This window comes from Micromonospora sp. NPDC048843, from assembly GCF_040649965.1.
Classification (GTDB): Bacteria; Actinomycetota; Actinomycetes; order Mycobacteriales; family Micromonosporaceae; genus Micromonospora; species Micromonospora hortensis.
Genome location: NZ_JBEZGJ010000009.1, coordinates 40037 through 60624, shown reverse-complemented (window position 1 = coordinate 60624; position 20588 = coordinate 40037). Strand labels below are relative to the sequence as shown.

Genomic DNA, 20588 nt, shown 5'->3' with positions numbered 1-20588 from the left:
GAAACCGGTGGCATCACTCGGATTGGACGCCACCGGACCGCGACGATGACAGCAGCCGTGATCGCCGGCGGGGCCGCCGGTGCCGCGGTCCGGCCACGAAGCTCGGGAGGAACCCATGTGGCGTCCGCGCTTCCGATCGGACTACGTGCCGGTGCGGCTGCCCGACGGTCCGCTCGTGGTGCTGGGGGAGACCCGCAGCCTACTCATCGACGACCCGGTCGCCGCGGACCTGGCCGACCAGCTCGACGGTGCCGCCCCGTTGGCCGACGTGGTGGCCCGGCTGGCCACCCGACACCCGGTCGCCGCCGTCGCCGCAGCCCTCGCCCGGCTGCGCGACCACGGCCTCCTGGTGTCCGGTCCGGCGCACACCTCGGCAGCCGAGGCCGCCGGCTGGGACGCCCGGGGTGTGCCGCCCGACGTCGGGCGGCGGTGGATGGCCGGCGGAAGGGTCACCATCGTCGACCTCGGGGCGCCCCGGGTGGCCGAGACCGCCGACGCGCTGCGTGCCCTGGGCCTCGCCCCGACAGTGGTCGGGCCGGACGCACCGGACCCTGGTCCGGGAGACGCACAGGTGCTGGTGCTGCCGTCGTCGATGCTCGACCCCCGGCTGGCGCTGATCAACGACCGCCACCTGGCCGCCGGTCGCGCGTGGACGCTGGCCCGGCCACACGGCAACGTCGTCTTCCTCGGCCCGCACCTCGTGCCGGGCCGTACCGGCTGCTGGGCCTGCCTGCGCCAACGCTGGCAGGAGAACGAACAGGTGAACGCCTTCCTCGACGGGCAGGATCTGGCCGGTCCGCTGCCGCAGCCCGGCCGAGCGGTCCTGCCCGGACTGGCCACCATGGCGGCCGGGCTGCTCGCTGCGGAGCTCGCCGTGCTCGCCGTCCGGGGCGCGTCGCCCCGTCTCACCGGCCGGATGGTCGCCCTCGACACCCGGGACCTGAGCACGGAGAGCCACCAACTGGTACGCCAGCCGCAGTGCCCCGCCTGCGGTGACCCGGACCTCGTCCGCAAGGCCGAGCCACGGATCGACCTGCCACCTAGTGGCGCCCAGCCCAGTCGGGCCGGGGACTCCCGTGTCCGCGAACCCGCCGAGGCGTACGCCGCGCTCGTCCACCACGTCAGCCGGTATCTGGGCGTGGTGAGCCGGCTGACTCCGCTGGAGACGACCGACAACGGCGTCACCCACACCTACTCGGCCGGGCACAACTTCGCCCAGCCCCGCCAGCTCGCCGCGCTGCGCCGGAATCTGCGCGGGCAGAGCGGCGGCAAGGGCCGGACCGACCTGCAGGCCCGGATGAGCGCGGTCGGGGAGGCGGTGGAACGCTACTGCGGGGTGTGGCGCGGCGACCGCCCGGTGCACCGGGCGACCTACCGGCAGCTCGGTCCGGACCGCGCGGTACACCTGCGGGAGCTGCTGCTCTTCTCGGAACGCCAGTACGCCGACCGGCACCGGCTCAACCGCGACCTGGGCCACCTGCACCGCATTCCCCGCCCGCTGCCCGACGAGGTGGAGCTGGACTGGACCACGGGCTGGTCGCTGACCCGGCAGACACCGCGCGAGCTGCCCGCCGCGCACTGCTGGTACGGGCATCCGGAGCTGACCGGGTTGGGGGTGTGCTCGGCCGACTCGAACGGCTGCGCGGCCGGCGGCAACCTGTCCGAGGCAATCCTGCAGGGCATCTGCGAACTCGTGGAGCGGGACAGCGTGGCCCTGTGGTGGTACCACCGATCCCGGATGCCCGGGGTGGACCTCGCCTCGTTCGGCGACCCGTGGACGGCCGCCTGCCTCGACCATCACGCCACCGCACTGGGCCGCGAACTGTGGGCCCTCGACCTGACCGCCGACCTCGGCGTACCCACGTTCGCAGCGGTGTCCCGGCGGGTCGACCGAGGGCCGGAGGACGTCCTGGTCGGCTTCGGCGCGCACCTGGACGCGCGGGTCGCGCTGACCCGGGCGCTCACCGAGGTGAACCAGTTCCTGCCCGCCGTCGCCGGTCCCACTTCCGCCCGCAACCGCTACGGCGTCGACGACCCGGACACCGCGCGTTGGTTCGGCACCGTGCGGGTGGCCGACCAGCCCTGGCTGACCCCGGATCCCACCCGGCCGTCGCGCACCGCGGCGGACCACCCGACGCTGACCACCGGCGACGTCGGGGATGACGTGCGTCGTTGCGTACGCCGGGCGGAGCGGGCCGGCCTGGAGGTGATCGTCGTCGACCAGTCTCGTCCGGATGTCGACCTGGCGGTGGTGAAGGTCGTCGTGCCGGGCCTGCGGCACTTCTGGCGCCGGCTCGGTCCCGGCCGGCTGTGGGACGTGCCGGCCCGCCTCGGTCGGGGCCCACTGGCCGTCGACGAGACATCGGCCAATCCGCTGAACGTCTTCTTCTAGCCGCGCTCCCGGGCCACCGGGACCGTGGGAAGGATGTGGGGATGACCACCGTGGTGGACCCGGTCGGTCGGCGGTCGTCGTGAGCGGCTCCGTCGGCGGTCCGCCGATTCAGGAGTCGTACCGGCTGCGCCGGGACGCTGAGCTGCGGCTCGGCGAGGACGGCTCGCTGACGCTGCGGCAGACCCGCTTCCAGCTCACCCTGGAGCAACCGGGCATAGGCCGGCGGGCGCTGCTGCTGCGACTCGCCGCCGACTGGGTCAACGACGTCGAGGTCGGCCGGCTGATCAGCGGCCTGGAGGGGGAGAACCGGGTGTTGCCCGCGCAGATGCTGCTGCGCCGGCTGCTCGCCCACTCCTGGCTGGAGCGCCGCGTACAGGTCGACGATCGGCCGCTGCTCGACCTGGTCCCCACCGGCCTGGGCCGGGGCAGTCTGCCGGAAAGTCGCCCACACGCGCCCGGGGTCCGCTACCGGCTCTCCCGCTTCGCCGCCCTTCAGCACGAACGGGGCATGCTGGTGGCCGCATCACCGCTGAGCACCCTCGTTGTCGGCTGCGCCGACGCCGCCCTCGGCGCGGTACTGGCCGCCGCCGCGCCGGGCGTCGGACCCGAGACGGTGGCCCGCACGCTCGGCGTGCCGCCGGACGTCGCCGGACGGGTGCTCGACGAGCTGGCCACCGCCCGGATCCTGGTCACCGACGCCGAGTTCGAGGCGGAGTGCGACGACGCGCCGCTGGCCTACTGGTCGCCGGAGGAGCTGCGGCTGCACCACCGATCCCGGGCCGGCCGACACGCGCTGCCGGTGGGCGGCACCTACCGGATGCGGGGGAGCTTCGCCCCGCAGCCGCTGCGCCGCCCGTACGACGGGGGCCGGGCGGTGGACCTGCCACTGCCGGACCTGGCGACGATCGCCAAGGCGGATCCCGCGTTCAGTCAGGTCGTCGCCGAGCGGCGCAGCGTGCGCGAACACGACGACGCGGCGCCGCTGCCGCTGGAGCGGCTGGCGGAGTTCCTGCACCGGTCGCAGCACACCAGCGCCGTCGGCGAGGCCGGCGGGCAGGAGATCGGCCACCGGCCCTACCCGGGCGGCGGCGGCGTCTACGAGCTGGAGATCTACCCACTGGTCGCGCGCTGCGCAGGGCTCGACCCCGGGCTCTACCACTACGACGCCGTCGGGCACCGGCTGGAGCCGGTCGCCGGCTGGGGACCGGCCGCGGACCGGCTGCTGGCGTACGCCCGGGCGTCCGGCGCCCTGCCTCGGCCGCCGCAGACGGTCCTGGTGGTCACCGCCCGGGTCCAGCGGCTCATGTGGAAGTACGAAGGGATGAGCTACGCCATGATTCTCAAGGACGCGGGTGTGCTGACCCAGCAGATGTATCTCGTCGCCACCGCCATGGGGCTGGCACCGTGCGCCCTCGGCGCCGGGGACTCCCAGGCCTTCGCCGAGTTGTCCGGGCTCGACCCGCTGGTCGAGCCGAGCGTGGCCGACTTCCTGCTCGGCTCACACCGCGCCACCGGCCCGGCCGCGGCACAGGGCCGGCCATGAAGTTCCGGCGGCAGGCTCTGCGCCAGTTGGAGGCGCCCGAGCAATTGGACCGGGCGGTCCGGCTGACCACGGTGCCGAATTGGCTGGCCACCACCGCGCTGGTCATCGTCGTCGTCGCCGCAGGTGTGTGGTCGGTGCGCACAGTGGTGCCCCGGACCGTCGAGGCGGCCGGGGTGCTGATCCACTCGAACGGGATCTCGGCCCTCGACGCGCTCGACAGCGGCCAGGTCACCAAGGTGTGGGCGGCACCGCACCAGCGGGTGCCGAAGGGCATGCCCCTCTACAGCCTGCGCACGGCGGACGGCAAGGTGCGGGTGGAGACCGCGCCGGGTGACGCGTACGTCGTCGCCTGGCTGGTCTCGGAAGGCGAGATCGTCACCCCGGGCACGCACCTGGCCGACCTGGAACGGCTCGACACCGCCGGGGACGCGTTGCAGGCAGTCGTCTACGCCCCCGCCGTCGCCGCCCCGCTGCTGCAACCCGGTGTGACCGTCGAGGTAGCCGCCGCGGCCGCGCCGCGCAACGTGTTCGGCACCCTGGCCGGCCAGGTGACCACGGTCGGCGCCTTCCCGGAGACCGAGGCATCGCTGCGCGCCTTCCTGGGCACCGGGCCGGACGTCCGGCGACTGCTCGCCCGCGGCAGCGTGGTGCGGGTGACTGTCGCCCTGGAGCCCGACCCGGCCGCCCCGGGCGGCCTGCGCTGGACGAAGTCTCCGCCGCCGTTCCAGCTCAACTCGGCCAGCGAGGTCACCGCCTGGTTCACAGTGGACCGGGAACACCCGATCGATTGGTTGCTTCGGCGATGAGCGCGCCGACGACCGCCGTCAGCGGCACGCCGGAGCTGCCCAGGATCCGGCGTCGACGGGTCCGTACGCCCACCCTGATCCAGATGGAGGCGGTGGAGTGCGGTGCTGCCGCGCTGGGGATCCTGCTCGCGCACCACGGTCGGCACGTGCCCCTGGAGGAGTTGCGCCGGGTGTGCGGAGTGAGCCGGGACGGCTCCACCGCGGCCACAGTGCTCAAGGGCGCCCGCCGCTACGGCATGGTGGCCAAGGGTTTCCAGATGGACCTGGCCGGCCTGGCCACCGTGGCGTTGCCGGCGGTGCTGTTCTGGCGGTTCGAGCACTTCGTGGTGCTGGAAGGGCTCGGCCGCAAGGTCTCCATCAACGATCCGGCCACCGGTCCCCGTGCGGTGAGCTGGGAGGAGTTCGACGGCGCCTTCACCGGCATCGTGCTCACCATGGAGCCCGGCCCGCAGTTCCGGCCCGGCGGCACCCGCTACCGGCTGGTGCGGGCGCTGGCCGAGCGGTGGCGCGGCCCGGGCTCGGCGATCGCGCAGATGCTGCTGCTCGGCCTGCTGATCGCCGTGGTCGGTCTGACCATCCCGGTGATGGCCAAGGTCTTCGTCGACCGGGTGCTGTTGCAGGAGGATCGAGCCGCGTTCGCCGGTCTGGTGGCGGCGGTGGCGGTGGCCACCGTGCTGACCTTCCTGGCCAGCCTGCTTCAGCAACGCCTTACCGTACGCGCGGAGACGGCGCTCGCCCTCGCCAGCGCCGCCCGGTTCTTCCGACATCTGCTGCGGCTGCCGCCGACCTTCTTCGACCAGCGGCAGGCCGCCGACCTCAGCCAGCGGGTCCGCGGCAACGAGGTGGTCGCCGAGGTGCTCACCCGCCGGACTGCCACCACTGTGGTGGACACCGGCCTGGTGCTGGCGTATGGGGCTCTGCTCTGCCATTACGACCTGCTGCTCGGACTGTGTGCGGTGGTCCTCGCCGGGCTGAACGTCAGCGTGCTGCGCTATGTCGCCTCGACCCGGTCCACCGCCGTCGCCGGTCTTCAGGCGGACCGCAGCAAGCTGGTGACAACGGTGTACACCACCGTCCAGATGATCGAGACGGTGAAGGCCGGCGGCGAGGAGGAACGCGCCGTGGCCCGGTTCGCGGCGCGCCACGCCACCGTCGCCAACCGTCAGCAGCGGCTGGGCGTGCCCACCGCGGTACTCTCCGTGCTGCCGGCGTTGCTCGCCTCGGGGACCACCGCGGTGCTGCTGGGGTTGGGCAGCCGGCAGGTAGTGGCGGAGGCGATGAGCGTCGGCGTGCTGGTCGGCATGCAGAGCCTGGCCGCCGCGATGAACCGCCCGCTGGGCAACCTGACCGCGCTGGGCTCGCGGTTGCAGGACATGAGCGCCGACCTCAACCGGCTGCGTGACGTGGAGCGGTACCCACTGCCGTCGGCCCCGGACCGATCCGCCCGACCGATGACGCCGATGGAGGGGCACCTGCGCATCGAGGAGGTCACCTTCGGCTACAACCCGTTGGGTCGTCCACTGCTGGAGAACTTCAGCCTCGACTTGCCGCCGGGCGCCCGGGTGGCGCTCGTCGGGCGCTCGGGCAGTGGCAAGTCGACGGTCGGCCGGCTGGTCGCCGGGCTCTACCGTCCCTGGGCCGGACAGGTCACCGTGGACGGACTTGAGCGGGCCGCGGCCGACGACGGGCTCTGGGCAGCCAGCGTCGCCATGGTGGACCAGGACCAACGGCTGTTCGAGGGGACGGTCCGGGACAACGTCACCATGTGGGACCTCACGGTCGCCGATGAGGACGTCGTCAGCGCGCTGACCGACGCGTGCCTGTACGACGAGGTCGCGGCCCGTCCGGGTGGCCTCGGCAGTCCGGTGCGGGAGAACGCCCGCAACTTCTCCGGTGGGCAGCGGCAGCGGCTGGAGATCGCCCGAGCGCTCGTGCGCAATCCCCGGGTGCTGGTGCTGGACGAGGCCACCAGCGCGTTGGACGCCGAGACCGAACGTCGGATCGACATGCACCTGCGCCGGCGGGGGGCGACCTGCCTGATCGTGGCCCACCGCCTGTCCACCGTCCGCGACTGCGACCTGATCGTCGTGCTCGACGGCGGCCGGGAGGTGGAGCGCGGCACCCACGAGCAGCTGGTTGCCCAGGACGGGGCGTACGCGCGCCTGGTCCGGGACCACTGACCACGACGATCCGAGGAGACGCTGATGAGTGGCGCGGTGGAGGATCCCCCGGCCGGCGGCCTGATCGGCTTCTGCTCGGACGGCGTACGCCAGGTCTGCCGCCTGGACGGCCCGGCGGCCGGCTGGCTGGTGACCGGGGGCGAGGCCGACCTGTTCGCGGTGCGTCGGGCCGGAGTGAGCCCCTCGCGTCGTCACCATGTGGCCCGGCTGCCCGCGGGTGGCCTGGTGCCGACGTCCACCGCGATCGGTGCGTGGCGGTTGATCCTGGTGCCGCTGCCCGGCACGGAGTTGCGTGGGTTGTCCCGGCGTCACCTGTCCCTGCTGGAGCGGCATGTTCGGCTCGGCCGGGTGGCGGACGAGGGGGCGTCGCTGCGGGCGCGGACCGCCGCGACGGAGCTGGTCGCGGCGGTTGACCTGGTGCTGGTCACCGTTGCCGACGCGCTGCGCCGCGGGCAGGCCCCTCGGGAGGCGTCCACGCTCTCTGGCCGCGAGATCATCTCGCTGTCGGAGGGTAGTGCCCTCACCTCGACCGGCGGCGCGTGGTGGCTGCGCAGCGCTGGTGGGCAACTGCGACGCAACGACGGTGGCCCGGCGGAGATGTCGGGAGAGCGGGAGCTGCTGCTGGTCGCCGAGCGGGACTGGGTGGTGGCCGAGTCGCCGTGCGCGGTGGAGAGTCACGGCAGCTGGGACCTGCTGGTCAACGGCCAGCTCCGGCCGGCCGTCGACCAGCATGTGGCCCGGCTGCTGCGGATGGTGGAGACCCGGATCGAGGAGGCCGACGCGGCGTTGCTGAGTGCCGTGCAGCGGCGCCGGGAGACCGACGCGGCGGTGCTCGCCGCGGCGGCCCGCCGGTCGATCGGGGTGATCGGCGCGGGCGGTGCGGTTCCGGTTCCCGACGACGAGGCCGGCTTCGACCGGTATGGGCGGGCGGCCTCGGTGCTCCGGGTGGTCACCGAGGGGATGAGCAGCCCGATCAACGAACCGGCCGACCGCAGCCGGGCGCCGCTGGACGACCGGACGGCGGTGCACGCGGTGACCCGAGCGTCCAGCCTGTTCTTGCGTGAGGTGCGGCTGCCGGACCGATGGTGGCGGCGGGACCTGGGGCCACTGGTGGGGTGGCGGGCCGGCGATGCCCCGGAGCGCGCCGTCGCGGTGCCGCTGGTGTTCCGCCGGGGTCGCTACCACCACGTCGACCCGGACACCCGCGCGTACGGTCCGATCGACGCGACAGTGGCCGCGACGTTCGCTGCCGAGGCGACCGAGGTGCAGGCGCCGCTGCCGCCGACCGCTCGGATGCGCCACCTGCTGCGGGCCGGGCTGGTCGGTGCGTCCCGCGATGTGCGGGGTCTGCTGTTCGCCGCCACCTGCGTGGCACTGCTGGGCCTGGGCGTGCCGCTGGCCACCGGCGAGGTGCTCGGCCAACTGGCCCGGCAGGGCGAGGTGAACGGCCTTGGCGGTTTCCTCGCGCTGATGCTCAGCGCTGCGGTGGTCGCGGGGCTGGTGGGTGTGGTGCAGAACCTGCGCCTGCTGCGGTTGGACGGCCGGATGCAGTCCGGCGCGCAGCTGGCGATCTGGGACCGACTGATGCGGCTACCGGCCCGGTTCTTCGCCGGTCGCAGCAGCGGTGAGATCGCCAACTCGATGTTGGGGATCTCGTTCGTCGGTGAGGCGCTGAGCGCGCTGCTGCCGCAGCTCGTCGCGGCGGCCGCGACCGTCGCGGTGACCCTCGGCATGCTCCTGGTGGTCGAGCCCGTGCTCGGGCTGTGGGGAGCGGGGATCGTCGCTGTCACCATGCTGACCTTCGGCGCGTTCGCCGTGCTGATCGTCCGTCAGCAACGGTCCGCGCTGCCGGCCGAGCACCGGGCGGCGGCGATGACCAACCAACTGCTCGGCGGCATCGTCAAGATCAAGTTGGCGGCGGCCGAAACCCGCGCTCACGCACGTTGGTCGGAGGTCGCCGCGACGGCTCGAGCGGCGCTGCAACGGGTCCGGCAGAGTCAGGCGGGCCTGGTCGCCTTCGGCACCGTGCTGCCGGTCGCCGGCCAACTGGTCCTGTTCGCCGTGCTGATGGGGCCGCTGGCCGGCCGGGTTACGCCGGCCGACTTCTTCATCCTCAATGTCGGGTTCGCGATGCTGCTCGGCGCGCTGCTGGTGCTGGTGTCGGCCGGGGTCGAAGTGATCGCGGCAGTGCCCCGGCTGGGGAGCCTGCGGGAGATCCTGCGCGCCGATCCCGAGGCGCGGCCGGACCGGGTGGACCCGGGCGAGTTGCGCGGCGAGATCGCGCTGCACCGTCTCACCTTCGCCTACCAGCCGGACGAGCCACCGGTGCTCATCGACATCGACCTGCACGTCCGCCCGGGTGAGTTCGTCGCCATCGTCGGACCGAGTGGTTGCGGGAAATCCACACTGCTCCGGTTGCTGCTCGGCTTTGAACGCCAGCAGCAGGGCGCAGTGCTCTACGACGGCCAGGATCTCTCCGAACTCGACGTCCACGCGGTCCGCAGGCAGTGCGGAGTGGTCCTGCAGGACGGTCAGCTCTTCGCCGGCTCGGTACGCGACAACATCTGCGGCGCCGGCAGCTTCCCGCTCGACCAGGTCTGGGAGGCGGCGCGGATGGCCGGCCTCGCCGATGACCTGGAGGCGCTGCCGATGGGGATGAGCACGATGGTGCCGTTCGGCGGCGGGACGCTCTCCGTCGGGCAGCGTCAGAGGGTGCTGATCGCCCGCGCGCTGGCCCCGCTACCCCGGATCATCTTCCTCGACGAGGCGACGAGCGCTCTGGACAACCGGACCCAGGAGGTGGTCAGCCGGAGCACCGCGGCCCTGGCCGCGACCCGGGTGGTCATCGCCCACCGGTTGTCCACGGTCCGTGCTGCGGACACCATCGTGGTCCTCGAAGCGGGACGGATCGTCCAGCGGGGCAGTTTTGACGAGTTGATGGAGCACCCTGCAGGGCTGTTCCACCGGTTGGCGCGGCGGCAACTGCTCACTGAACCGGAACGGTCTGACACAGTGCCGGAGAGCCGAGAGGCGGACGGGCAGCCCGCGACAAGCTGACGACCCGGTCAGCCGTTGTCGATGACAGTGCTGTCCTCCAGGCACACGTCCGCGTCGAGGTGGTTCTCCAGCAGTTCGGCGATGTGCGCCTCCGACTGGTTCTCCACGGCGAGCCGGAACGCCTCGGTGAGCACGTTGACCACGCCCTGGGTCAGTAACAGGGTTTCCCGGTCGAGTTCGGCCCAGGACGACCGGGCGTCGCTGTGGACCAGTTCCGGGGCGAGGGTCAGCAGCCGGGCGGTGACGGCGGCGACCAGCTCGTCAGCCACCGGTCGGAGGCTGTCCAGCACCTCGCTGAGGGTCTGCAGTGCCGGCACCGTGCCCACTCGTACCCGATGCAGGTCCAGGGCAGCGCGCAGCGGGCGTGGCCGGACGGTGCGGACGGTGCCGTCGGTGGTCCGGCCGATCACGCCGTGCCGGGTCAGCGCGTGGGCCAGCGCGGGACGGTCGGCGGTCAGGCGTTGCAGCATCGCGGTGAGCCCGTCGGGCGCCTCGTCACTGGCCCGGACCCCGAGCATCGCCTCGATGGACACCAGGTTGAAGCCCTGACGTTGCAGTGCGAGGATCGCGTCCAGTCGGCGGACGTGGGAGTCGTCGTAGAGCGCGGCCCGACCGCGCCGCACCGGCGGGGGCAGCAGCCGTCGGGCCTGGTGCGCTCGGATGTTGCGCGGCGACATCCCCACCTTGCGGGCGAGCTCGTCCACGCTGTACCCGACCGGCCCGCCCGGCGTCGTCGTCACCTCGTCGATGGTCACGGTGGCCTCCGGCAGCACTCGGTGACGGAACACGGCAACCCCGTCGAACCGCTGTCACGCTGTGCGGTCCGCCGATCGCAGCGTAGGTGTGGGCGCCGGGCGGGTAAAAGGCGAGGAATTACTACTTGCCCACAGTGGTGACATTGATTAAGATCGCCGTCCGCCGTAAGTCGCTGATTCCCAATTACCCGGCTTTCGCCGCAGCGCGACCTTTTCGCGGCCACATTCGATGAAATTGCCGCTCTCCGGACGGATCGCATCCACAGGTGACCCACGATGAAGCGAAACCGGCGGCCCGGAACATCCCGCGCTGCCTGTCGCCGCCACCGGCGGCCGACCATCGAAGGGAGCAGGGTGTGACACCTGTCGATCGAGCGGTCTTCGTGGCCGCGTACAGCCGGCTGGTCGCCGACGTCTGGGCCGACCCGGTCAAGGAGCAGGCGCTCGACCGGGACCCGCGGGGGTTCCTCGCCGGCTACGGGCTCCAACTGTCCGAGGATGTGCAGGTCCGGGTGGTCCGGGACGTCGCCGACGCCGACCCGGATCTAGAGGTGCAGGTCGAGTCCTGGCAGCAGGCGGCCGCCAGCGGCGCCTTCGTGCTCTTCGTGCCGTCGCTGCTGCCGGTGGCTCAGGCGGAACTGGCCGAGGACGAACTGGACAGCGTCGTCGCCGGCCTGGACCCCAGCTGTGCCTGCTGCTGCCCGTGCTGCTGCACCTGACACCGAAGTTGGCCGCCCATGAGCTCGCGCGGCAGATTCTGATGGCAGTCACACGGAATCATTGATTGTCGAAGCTCGATCTTCGTAGCGTTCTCGCCACACCGATCAACCGCCCGTCTCGCAGCGATCCCGAGGAAAGGACCGAACGATGAGCAACGACGAACAGGAATATGGCGCGAGGTTCGTGACCAAGTACTCGGAACTGGTCACCGCCGTATGGCGCAGCGACGATGAACTGCAGCGCCTGCTCGCCGACCCGACCGGCTACGCGACGGCGGCCGGCCTGCCCGTCGCCGCCGGCTCCCGGGTCGAGGTCGACCGCGCCCAGCCCGCCACGCTCTACACCAAGGACCAGATCGTCGCCGACTGGGCCGGCACGCCCGGCCTGCACGTGCTGCACGTGCCCGAGGTGCCGCTGGTCGACCTCAACGAGCTGACCGAGGCCGAGTTGGAGACGGTCGCCGGCGGCGTGGCCCCGATCGCCGACAACAACGTCAACATCATCGCCGTCCTCATCCTCTGAGTTCCCCACCCCTCGCCGGGAGCCTCGATGACTGACACGACCGAGACCATCGCGTTCCGATCCGGCACCTACCGGACGGCCACCGTGGAGCAGACCTGGGAACGGATCGGGGGCCTGCTCGACCGGTTCCGGATCACCCGGGTCGCCGACATCACCCGGCTCGACGAGATCGGCCTTCCGGTGCACGTCGCCTACCGGCCGGTCGGAGCCACCATGGCGGTGAGCGTCGGCACCGGCGCCACGACGACGCAGGCCCGGGTCAGCGCGGTCATGGAGAGCATCGAGTCCTGGCATGCTGAGAACCTCCGGCCGGGGACCGTCGTCCGGTCCCCGGCGGAGGCGCTCGACCTGCCGTACGACGTCCGGTGGCTGCACCTGGCGGAACGGTCACCACTGACCCCCGCCGTCGAACTCGACTGGGTGGCCGGCCGCGGGCTGGTGACCGGTGCGGATTGCCTGGTGCCCCGCGCCACCATCGAACTCGACTTCACCATCCGGCGGGGCTGGGACCGTGCCCTGTTCACACCCAGCAGCAACGGGCTGGCCACCGGGAACACCTTCGCCGAGGCCAGCCTGCACGCTCTGCTGGAGGTCGTCGAACGCGACTGCATCGCCCCGTACTGCACCTCACCGTTGGCCGAGCGCACCTACGCCGACCCGGGCACCGCCACCAACGTGATGACCCGCACGGTGCACGAGGCGCTGGTGCGGGCCGGTTGCTGGGTGGAGGTCTGCGACATCACCAACGCGGTCGACGTACCCTGCTACGCCGCCTCGATCTGGTCGGAGGACCTGCCGGTCACCTTCGGCGGCTTCGGCTGCCACGTCGACCCGGAGATCGCCGTCGGTCGGGCCATGGCGGAGGCAGCGCAATCACGGCTGGTCATGGTCTCCGGAGCCCGTGATGACATCGACGCCACCGCCTACCACGATGTCGGCGCACCGCCGGTGCCGCCTCCCACAGTCGACCGGCCCGTCCGACCGGTCCGCCGGAATGCCCCGCCGGTGGGGGACGTGACCCAGGTGCTGCGCGAGCTGGCATCGCGGGTGCAGCGGGTCACCGGCGTCGAGCCGTTCAGCGTCGACCTGACGCACGACGACATCGGCATTGCGGTGAGCAAGGTGTTCGCCCCCGGCCTGCGGATGTTCGACGAGCGGGCCCTGAGTACCCGACCGGGAGTGCCCCGTGACTGACGTCGTCTTCATCGGTCCGAGCCTGCCGGCCGACGAGGTCGGTCGGCTGCTGCCCGACGCGGTGGTGCTGCCGCCCGTCGCGCACGGCGACCTGCTGCGCCTGGACGTCGCCCGCGGCGACCGGGTCCTCATCATCGACGGGTTCTTCCTGCAACACCCGCCGGTCCGCCACCGGGAGATCCTCGACCTGCTCGACCGTGGCGTGACCGTGGCCGGCGCCGCCAGCATGGGCGCGCTGCGCGCCGCCGAGCTGTGGCCGTTCGGCATGCGTGGCGTGGGCGAGGTGTTCCAGCTCTACCGCGACGGGGTCGTCACGGGCGACGACGAGGTGGCCGTCGTGCACGGACCTGCCGAGGATGGCCACCGCGCCTTGAGCGTCCCACTGGTGAACATCCGGGTCGCGCTGCGTCGCGCCGTCGCGGCCGGCGTACTCAGCGACGCCGAGGCGGTGCTGCTGCTGGACATCGGCCGGGACCTGCCCTTCCGGCGGCGGTCGTACCAGGCGCTGGAGCGCAGCGCGCCACCCGAGGCGGCGGCTGTGGTGGGCCGGTTCCTGACGTGGCACCGGCGGGACCCCTGCGACACCAAGGGCGCCGACGCGCGGATGCTGCTGTCAATGGCTGCGGACAACGCGCCCGAGCTGTGCCCGGCGAACGCCGGCGACCAGCCGCTCGACAACCTGCACACCCGCTTCCTCGACAGTTGGCGCGCACGGTTCGCCGGGAAGTCGGTCGGCGGGCACTGGGCCAGCGACCGGGAGGCCGCCGCGGTGCTGATGCTGCTGCATCCCGAGTCGGCGGCCTGGCACCGGCGGGGGGTGCTGGCCGGGCTGGCCGAGGTGGACATCGACGACCCGATGGTCGAGGAGCGCGCCAGCGAGGTGGCCCGCCGGCGAGGGCTGACCGGTGCGCCGCCGAGCGGGTGGGACTGGCTGACCGACCGGGAACGGGGTCTCGACGACCGCGAGGCGGTGTTGCGGGTGTTGGTGCGGGCGTTCGGCACCACGCCGCACCGCAGCCTGGCTCTGTGGATGCTCGCGCCGCCGCTGCGTACCCCCGCGTTACTCACCGCGGCACGGCAGGTCGCGGCGACCGCAGCGTCGCTGAACGAGACGCTCGTCCCGCGTACGACGGGGCATCGCCGCCCGGGTGCTCGGCTGCACTTCCGCACCGAGATCGTCGATGCGTGCTTCGCGAGGCTGTGGGGCTGTGCCGCCGACGGGCTGGAAGCGGCGGCGTGGGACCGGGGCTTCGTCGACCTTGCGGCGTTCCGGTACGCCGCCGAACCGCTTGTCGCGTACGTCAAGGCGTTCGGTACCCCGCGACTGCCTGCGGTGGGCATGCGCGCCCAGGAGGACACCCTGGCCGGTTCCGCGGCCCGGGTCGGCTGAGGAGGAATCGATGAGCGGCACGGTGAAGGCAGCATTGATCTACCCCCCGCTGACCGATCCCACCTCGGGATACCACTCCCTGAACTACCTCGATTCGTACGCCCGGGCACAGGGGCACCAGCCGGCGGAGATCATCGACGCCAACATCGAGGCGTTCCACCACTCGTACACCCCGTCGGCGTACGACTGGCTTCGGCGGGAGCTGTCCCGGCTCTCGATCGACGACCTCAGCGGCCCGGACGCGCTGATGGCCCGGGCGAACCAGCTCGGCCTGCCCGACCCCGATCCGGAGCGGCTGCGCCGGTCGATCGGGGTGCTACAGGATCCGACCCTGTTCTACGACTACCGGCACTACCAGGACGCCGTCGAGGGCGTGATCTCCTGGATGGACGCCCTCGGCACGGTCGGGTTCCCCGGGCAGTTCCACGCCGGCTTCCGGCTCCACCCACCGCCGATGATCTCGATCGGCTCGGTGGCCGCACTGACGGACGAGGCGCTGCTCGCTCGGCTCAACCGACCTTTCCTGCCGTACTACGAGGACGTGCTGATCCCGCGGCTGGCCGCCGGCGGGCACCAGGTGATCGGCATCAGCGCCACCTACCAGTGGCAGTTGCCGTTCGCGCTCTGGATCGCCCGACTCGTCCGGCAGGCCTGCCCGGACGTCTTCCTCATCGCGGGCGGCACGGAGATCTCCGACGTCTGGAAGTGCGCCAGCAAACCCGAGTACGTCTTCCAGGTGCTGGCCGACTTTGACGCGATCGTGGTCGGGGAGGGGGAGAGCGCGTACACGGAGATCCTGGACGCGGTGGCGGCGGGCACGCTGCCAGCCGGGCACCCCAACGTCCGGCTACACCCCAAGTACGGCCGCCAGCGTCAACTGCCCCTGCGTTATGAACGCCTGGCGCAGGTGCCGGTCCCGGACTTCTCCGGCCTGCCCTGGGACCTCTACCTCAGCCCGGAGCGGTTCGTCTACTATTCGCCGACCCGAGGCTGCTACTGGAACAAGTGCACGTTCTGCGACTACGGACTGAATACCGACGGTCCCACCAGCCCATGGCGGCAGGACACGGTGAGCACCATGATCGCGGACGTCACCGAACTGTCGAAGTTCGCCAAGTTCATCTATTTCTCGGTCGATGTGCTCGCTCCCGCGACCATCCTGCGCTTCGCCGAGCAGGTCGTCGAGCGAGGGCTGGACTTCCGCTGGGGTGCCGAGATCCGGCTGGAGAAGTACTGGTCGGACGAGCGCTGCGACCTACTGAGGCGCAGCGGCTGCGTGGCCATCTCAGTCGGCTTCGAGTCCGGTAACCAGCGCGTCCTCGATCTGATCGACAAGGGCACGAAGCCGGAGCAGGCACGACGCACCATGATGGCGATGACCAAGGCGAACATTGGTGTGCAGATGATGGGCTTCACCGGGTTCCCCACCGAGACCCGCGAAGAGGCACTGGACAGCGTCAATTTCCTGCGTGACAACCCGGACCTGTGGACCCTCGGCGGGCTCGGCGACTTCATGCTGACGCCGGGCGCCATCGTCGCCAAGGAGCCGGACCGGTTCGGCATCACCAACGTGCGGCCGGTGGAGGGATCGGACATCGTCCGGATGCTCAAGTACGACGAGCCGGTCACCGAGGCCGCGCAGGCCGAGGTCGCCCTGGCCAAGGCCGGCCTCAACCCCGGTCACTACCACCGTCCGTGGCTGGGCGCCACCGACACCCCGCACACGTTCTTCTACCACGACCGGTACGGCACTGCGGTACGCGGCGTCCTCGCCCACGACCGGGTACGCCACGACACCGACGACCAGACCGAGTTCCTCGCCAACGGCGCCTTCGTGGATCGCGACGACGAGCAGGTCTGGGAGGCGTACCGGCGAATCCGATCCGACGAGCAGGAAGGCGTCCCCGGCGACCTGCCGGCGGACCGGCACCTGTTCCGCCGGATCGACGGTCAGGTGTTCGCACTCAACCGCAGCAGCCGGCTTTTCCTGGATCTCTTCAGCGCGCCGCTCACCCTCGCCGAGGCGCAGCGTCGGCTCTGGATCGTCGAACCGACTGTCGCGGACCGGGTCTGGCGAACCTTCATCGGGCAGCGGCTGATCCGCCGGCATCGGCTCCCGGCTGATCCGGCGCGGTGACCCGCTGTCAGGCGACTCCCCGAAAACCCGCCCAGCGTCGACGAAGGGTGACAAGGGTGATGAGTGCCTGGCGATGTCTCTGCCGAGAGGCTGCGGCCGGATCAGCCATGTCGCGACCGCTACTGGGGACGCTTGGGTTCACTCCTTCGTGGCGTTCGTGAGGGCGTCGATCAGCGCACGCACCGCGGGCTGTGTCAGTGAAATTTCCCGAGCGGCCGCATAGATCGTGCGGATCGGCTCCGGATGGCGGACCTGCCGGACGACGATCCCCGGGTGGCGTGTGCCCAGCGCCAGGCGGGGGATGAGGCTGACTCCGAGGCCTGCGGCGACGAATCCCTGAGCCGTCGCGTAGTCCTCCGACTTGGCCACGATGTCAGGGGTGAAGCCCGCTGCGGCGCAGGCGTCGACTATTGGCTCCAGGCAGGGGCCGGGCGGTTCGCTGCCGACCCAAGGTTCGCCGGCGAGGTCGGCCAGGGTCACCACCTGCTGTGTGGCGAGCGGATGCCCGGTGGGCAACACGACCTGGTACGGGTCGTCGAGCAGGCGTACCAGTCGAATTCCCGGGCGGCTCTCGCCGGTCGGCCGGCGAACGACGATGGCCAGGTCGCCGTTGCCCTGCTCGACGTCCGGCAGGGATTCCTGCGGGTCGGTCAGCTTGGGGTCGACCGTCACGCCGGGATGCTCGCGTCGGAGCCGGGCGATGGCGGGCGCCAGCAGGGTCGGGCCGACCGAGGCGAAATAGTGGATCGTCAGGCGGCCCGTACGCCCGGCGCGCAGGTCGGCCAGCGCGGTCTCGGCCTCGGCGACGTGCTGGCTGATGATTGCCGCGTGCCCGATGAGCAGCTGGCCCGCCGCTGTGGGCTGTACGCCCCGGCCGACGCGTTCGAGCAGCTCAACCCCGGTTTCCTTTTCCAGTGCCGCTACCTGCTGGCTGACGGCGGAGGGGGTGTAGCCGAGGTGCGCCGCCGCCGCGGTCACCGACCCGCTGGCCGCCACCGCCCGCAGCACCTGCATCCGCCTCACATCGAGCATGTAGATGAACTTAACAGATATGCAGAATCTTTTGCTTGTCCTTCACGATCACCCAGGGCACCGTTCAGGCGAGAACCGACCGAGGAGGTCAAGTGAACGGTGTCGCAGGCAAGGGCTGGACGTGGGCACGCGTCGGGGTGCTCGCCCTGCTGTGGGGATCGACGTTCCTCTGGATCGAGCTGGCCCTGACCGCGCTGACACCGGTGCAGGTCACCCTCAGTCGATGCGTGTTCGGAGCCGCCACCCTGCTGATCGCCTGCCTCGCTACCGGCCGGCGGCTGCCCCATCACCGGGCGACCTGGGGTCACATCACCGTGGCCGCGTTCTTCTGCAACGCCCTGCCGTTCGCACTGTTCAGCGTCGGCCAGCAGACGATCGACTCGGGGATTGCAGGCGTCCTGAACGCGACTACACCGCTGTGGACCCTGCTGGTCGGCCTCGCCCTCGGCTCCGAGCGCGGACTGCGTCCGACCCGGCTGGCCGGGCTCCTGCTCGGATTCGCCGGCGTCGTACTGATCTTCGCTCCCTGGCAGATGACCGGGCCGGTTGGCTGGGGCGCGCTCGCGATCGTTGCCGCTGCGGCGAGCTATGCCGTGGGTTTCGCATATATGGGCCGCCACCTGGTCGGGAAGGGCATCCCCACCATCTCTTTGTCCGCCGCGCAGCTGATCGCCGCGACCGGCATGACCGCGCTGACCCTGCCGGCGGGCGGCCTCACACCGATCGACATCGACCCGCCAACGGCGATCGCCGTACTGATCCTCGGGATCGTCGCCACCGGGATCACGTTCCACCTCACCTACCGGATCATCGCCACTGAGGGCGCCACAAACGCTGCGACGGTCGGCTATCTGCTGCCGGCGGTCTCAGTGGCGCTGGGGACCATCGTGCTCGACGAGGGTTTCAGCCTCCGGATCGCCGCTGGGATGGTGGTCGTGCTCGTCGGGGTCGGCCTGACCCGCCGGCACAAGCCGCCGCCGGCGGTAACCCCGGCCGCGCTGGCCACGCCGAGAACCTGACCAACCTTCCGGGAAGAGAACAGGACGTACGTAAGTGACCGCACTGACGGTAAGCGCGACCCCCGCTGCATCGCTGCCCGCGGACTGCATCGTGATCGGTGTCGCGAAAAGTCCCAAGGGGCCGATGCTGGCGCCCGGCGCGGCGGCGGTGACCGACGCGTTCGACGGCACGCTGGCAGAACTCCTCGGCATCCTCGGCGTGACTGGTGCCGAGGGCGAGGCGGTCAAACTCCCCGCGCCCACCGGCATCGAGGCCAGACTGGTCCTCGCGGTCGGCCTCGGCGACGCCGCCGACAACGACACCGAGTGCGACGCCGAGGCGCTGCGCCGGGCCGCCGGGGTGGCCACTCGGGTTCTGGCCGGCGCCGGGACGGTCGCACTGGCGCTGCCGGCCGGGACCGTCGAGGCCGTGGAGGCGGTGGCCGTGGGTGGCTTACTCGGCGCGTACGCCTTCACCGCCTACCGCACCACCGATCACGCCGCGGCCCCGGTCCGCGAGCTGGTGATTCTCGTGAACCCTGACGGCCGGACGGACGCCGAGGCCGCCGTGCGACGCGCCGGCGTGCTCGGCCAGGAGCTGAACCGGGCCCGTGACCTGGTCAACACGCCGGCCAACGACCTGCATCCTGAGAGCTTCGCCGCCGCCGTGGTTACGGCCGGCCGGGAGCATGGGCTGGCGGTCGAGGTGCTCGACGATGACGCGCTCGCGGCGGGCGCCTTCGGCGGCATCCTCGGCGTCGGGCAGGGCTCGGCGCGACCGCCGCGGCTGGTGCGGATCGCCCACACCCACCCCGAGGCGGAGGTGAGTCTCGCCTTCATCGGCAAGGGCATCACGTACGATTCGGGCGGCATCTCGTTGAAGCCGGTTGGTGCCAACGAGATCATGAAGCGCGACATGTCCGGCGCGGCGGCCGTGTTCGCCGCGGTGCTGGCCGTCGCCCGGCTCGGCCTCCGGGTCAACGTCACCGGCTGGCTTGCGCTGGCCGAGAACATGCCGTCCGGCTCCGCCGTCCGTCCCGGCGACGTGCTGCGGATGTACGGCGGCCGGACCGTCGAGGTGCTCAACACCGACGCCGAGGGACGCCTGGTGCTTGCCGACGCGCTGGTGCGCGCGGGCGAGGAGCGGCCCGACGCGATCGTGGACGTGGCCACCCTGACCGCCGCCATGCGATTCGGCCTGGGTAACCATCTCTTCGGGGTGATGTCCAACGACGACGCCTTCCGTGACCGGGTCCTGGCCGCCGCCAGCCGGACCGGCGAGCGGGCCTGGCCGATGCCGCTGCCGGCTGAGCTGCGCAGAAGCCTGAACTCCCGGGTGGCCGACATCGCCAACGTCGGCGAGCGGATGGGCGGCGGCCTGGTGGCCGGCCTGTTCCTCCAGGAGTTCGTGCCGGCCGGCACCCCCTGGGCGCACCTGGACATCGCCGGACCGGCCTTCCACGAGGGTGAGCCCTACGGTTACACCCCCAACGGCGGCACCGGGTGCGCGGTCCGCACCCTGGTTCGGCTTGCGGAGGACACCGCGATCGGCGGCCATGATGTTTCTTGAATCAGTGGCGACGGCCGAGGCGCCCGAGCCGTTCGGCAACTATTCGCAGTGGCGTGGGAGCTGAACAACTCTGAAACGGCCTTCGTGCTGCCCGCCGACGCCGCCGATCACGACGTACAGGTGCGGTTTTTCGCTCCGACAACGGAGGTCCCGACCTGCGGGCACGATCGGTTCCTCAACGTCCATGCCGCAAATCCGCGACTACGGGCAACCAGGGATTGACCGCGGTCCTGGCGCGCGCCATGATCTCTCTCAACTTGATACTGATGGCCGTCGCTCGCACATCCAATGC

General features: G+C 71.6%; 15 protein-coding genes. 13 read left to right on the top strand and 2 right to left on the bottom strand.

Annotation, left to right across the window (positions count from 1 at the left end):
- Positions 1-115: 115 nt before the first annotated feature.
- The 5 genes from AB0C20_RS04225 (at position 116) to AB0C20_RS04205 (ending at position 9978) form a co-directional block, all read left to right on the top strand.
- On the top strand, positions 116-2392 hold the full coding sequence (locus tag AB0C20_RS04225) for a TOMM precursor leader peptide-binding protein (protein WP_357191368.1): 2277 nt from the start codon (positions 116-118) through the stop codon (positions 2390-2392).
- A 79-nt stretch (positions 2393-2471) separates the two neighbouring features.
- A complete protein-coding gene (locus AB0C20_RS04220; RefSeq protein WP_357567297.1) occupies positions 2472-3935 on the top strand; it encodes a SagB family peptide dehydrogenase in 1464 nt (487 codons plus the stop codon).
- Positions 3932-4741: a hypothetical protein gene (locus AB0C20_RS04215; protein ID WP_357191373.1), complete on the top strand. Its 810-nt coding sequence runs from the start codon at positions 3932-3934 to the stop codon at positions 4739-4741. Before AB0C20_RS04220 ends, AB0C20_RS04215 begins: the two co-directional genes overlap by 4 nt.
- Positions 4738-6921, top strand: a complete 2184-nt coding sequence (locus tag AB0C20_RS04210; RefSeq protein ID WP_357567295.1) for an NHLP family bacteriocin export ABC transporter peptidase/permease/ATPase subunit — start codon at positions 4738-4740, stop codon at positions 6919-6921. Before AB0C20_RS04215 ends, AB0C20_RS04210 begins: the two co-directional genes overlap by 4 nt.
- Before the next feature lie 24 nt (positions 6922-6945).
- Positions 6946-9978 carry an ATP-binding cassette domain-containing protein gene (locus AB0C20_RS04205; protein WP_357567293.1) on the top strand — a complete coding sequence of 1011 codons (3033 nt, stop codon included), beginning with the start codon at positions 6946-6948 and terminating at the stop codon, positions 9976-9978.
- A gap of 8 nt (positions 9979-9986) precedes the next feature.
- Here the strand turns inward: AB0C20_RS04205 and AB0C20_RS04200 are convergent, their stop codons facing one another.
- Positions 9987-10766 carry a MerR family transcriptional regulator gene (locus AB0C20_RS04200; RefSeq protein WP_357191379.1) on the bottom strand — a complete coding sequence of 260 codons (780 nt, stop codon included), beginning with the start codon at positions 10764-10766 and terminating at the stop codon, positions 9987-9989.
- A 323-nt stretch (positions 10767-11089) separates the two neighbouring features.
- Between AB0C20_RS04200 and AB0C20_RS04195 the strand changes: the two genes are divergently transcribed.
- The 5 genes from AB0C20_RS04195 (at position 11090) to AB0C20_RS04175 (ending at position 16696) form a co-directional block, all read left to right on the top strand.
- Positions 11090-11452 (top strand): hypothetical protein, encoded by a 363-nt coding sequence (locus AB0C20_RS04195; protein WP_357191381.1) that lies wholly within the window; start codon positions 11090-11092, stop codon positions 11450-11452.
- A gap of 148 nt (positions 11453-11600) precedes the next feature.
- Positions 11601-11975: a class IIb bacteriocin, lactobin A/cerein 7B family gene (locus AB0C20_RS04190; protein ID WP_030487871.1), complete on the top strand. Its 375-nt coding sequence runs from the start codon at positions 11601-11603 to the stop codon at positions 11973-11975.
- A 27-nt stretch (positions 11976-12002) separates the two neighbouring features.
- The gene (locus AB0C20_RS04185) at positions 12003-13169 is read left to right on the top strand and encodes a YcaO-like family protein (protein ID WP_357191383.1); all 1167 of its coding nucleotides are present in this window, start codon (positions 12003-12005) and stop codon (positions 13167-13169) included.
- Positions 13162-14559: a TfuA-like protein gene (locus tag AB0C20_RS04180; protein ID WP_357191385.1), complete on the top strand. Its 1398-nt coding sequence runs from the start codon at positions 13162-13164 to the stop codon at positions 14557-14559. The genes AB0C20_RS04185 and AB0C20_RS04180 overlap by 8 nt, the downstream gene beginning before the upstream one ends.
- Positions 14560-14569: 10 nt before the next feature.
- Positions 14570-16696, top strand: a complete 2127-nt coding sequence (locus AB0C20_RS04175) for a radical SAM protein (protein WP_357191387.1) — start codon at positions 14570-14572, stop codon at positions 16694-16696.
- A gap of 138 nt (positions 16697-16834) precedes the next feature.
- Here the strand turns inward: AB0C20_RS04175 and AB0C20_RS04170 are convergent, their stop codons facing one another.
- Positions 16835-17728 carry a LysR family transcriptional regulator gene (locus AB0C20_RS04170; protein WP_357191389.1) on the bottom strand — a complete coding sequence of 298 codons (894 nt, stop codon included), beginning with the start codon at positions 17726-17728 and terminating at the stop codon, positions 16835-16837.
- Between the two features lie 92 nt (positions 17729-17820).
- Between AB0C20_RS04170 and AB0C20_RS04165 the strand changes: the two genes are divergently transcribed.
- From AB0C20_RS04165 to AB0C20_RS04155, 3 genes are read left to right on the top strand one after another with little or no spacing between them, the layout of a single operon-like run.
- Positions 17821-18747, top strand: coding sequence for a DMT family transporter (locus AB0C20_RS04165; protein WP_357191392.1), 927 nt, complete (start codon positions 17821-17823; stop codon positions 18745-18747).
- A gap of 34 nt (positions 18748-18781) precedes the next feature.
- The gene (locus tag AB0C20_RS04160) at positions 18782-20296 is read left to right on the top strand and encodes a leucyl aminopeptidase (RefSeq protein ID WP_357191394.1); all 1515 of its coding nucleotides are present in this window, start codon (positions 18782-18784) and stop codon (positions 20294-20296) included.
- Positions 20297-20518, top strand: coding sequence for a PhzF family phenazine biosynthesis protein (locus AB0C20_RS04155; RefSeq protein WP_357567302.1), 222 nt, complete (start codon positions 20297-20299; stop codon positions 20516-20518).
- The last annotated feature ends 70 nt before the right edge of the window (positions 20519-20588 follow it).

What these genes read in the sequence shown, in the direction of transcription:
- AB0C20_RS04170 (WP_357191389.1), bottom strand. Translation starts at nt 17,728, where the DNA reads ATGCTCGATGTGAGGCGGATGCAGGTGCTGCGGGCGGTGGCGGCCAGC.
- AB0C20_RS04175 (WP_357191387.1), top strand. Translation starts at nt 14,570, where the DNA reads ATGAGCGGCACGGTGAAGGCAGCATTGATCTACCCCCCGCTGACCGAT.
- AB0C20_RS04205 (WP_357567293.1), top strand. Translation starts at nt 6,946, where the DNA reads ATGAGTGGCGCGGTGGAGGATCCCCCGGCCGGCGGCCTGATCGGCTTC.
- AB0C20_RS04225 (WP_357191368.1), top strand. Translation starts at nt 116, where the DNA reads ATGTGGCGTCCGCGCTTCCGATCGGACTACGTGCCGGTGCGGCTGCCC.
- AB0C20_RS04190 (WP_030487871.1), top strand. Translation starts at nt 11,601, where the DNA reads ATGAGCAACGACGAACAGGAATATGGCGCGAGGTTCGTGACCAAGTAC.
- AB0C20_RS04215 (WP_357191373.1), top strand. Translation starts at nt 3,932, where the DNA reads ATGAAGTTCCGGCGGCAGGCTCTGCGCCAGTTGGAGGCGCCCGAGCAA.
- AB0C20_RS04185 (WP_357191383.1), top strand. Translation starts at nt 12,003, where the DNA reads ATGACTGACACGACCGAGACCATCGCGTTCCGATCCGGCACCTACCGG.
- AB0C20_RS04210 (WP_357567295.1), top strand. Translation starts at nt 4,738, where the DNA reads ATGAGCGCGCCGACGACCGCCGTCAGCGGCACGCCGGAGCTGCCCAGG.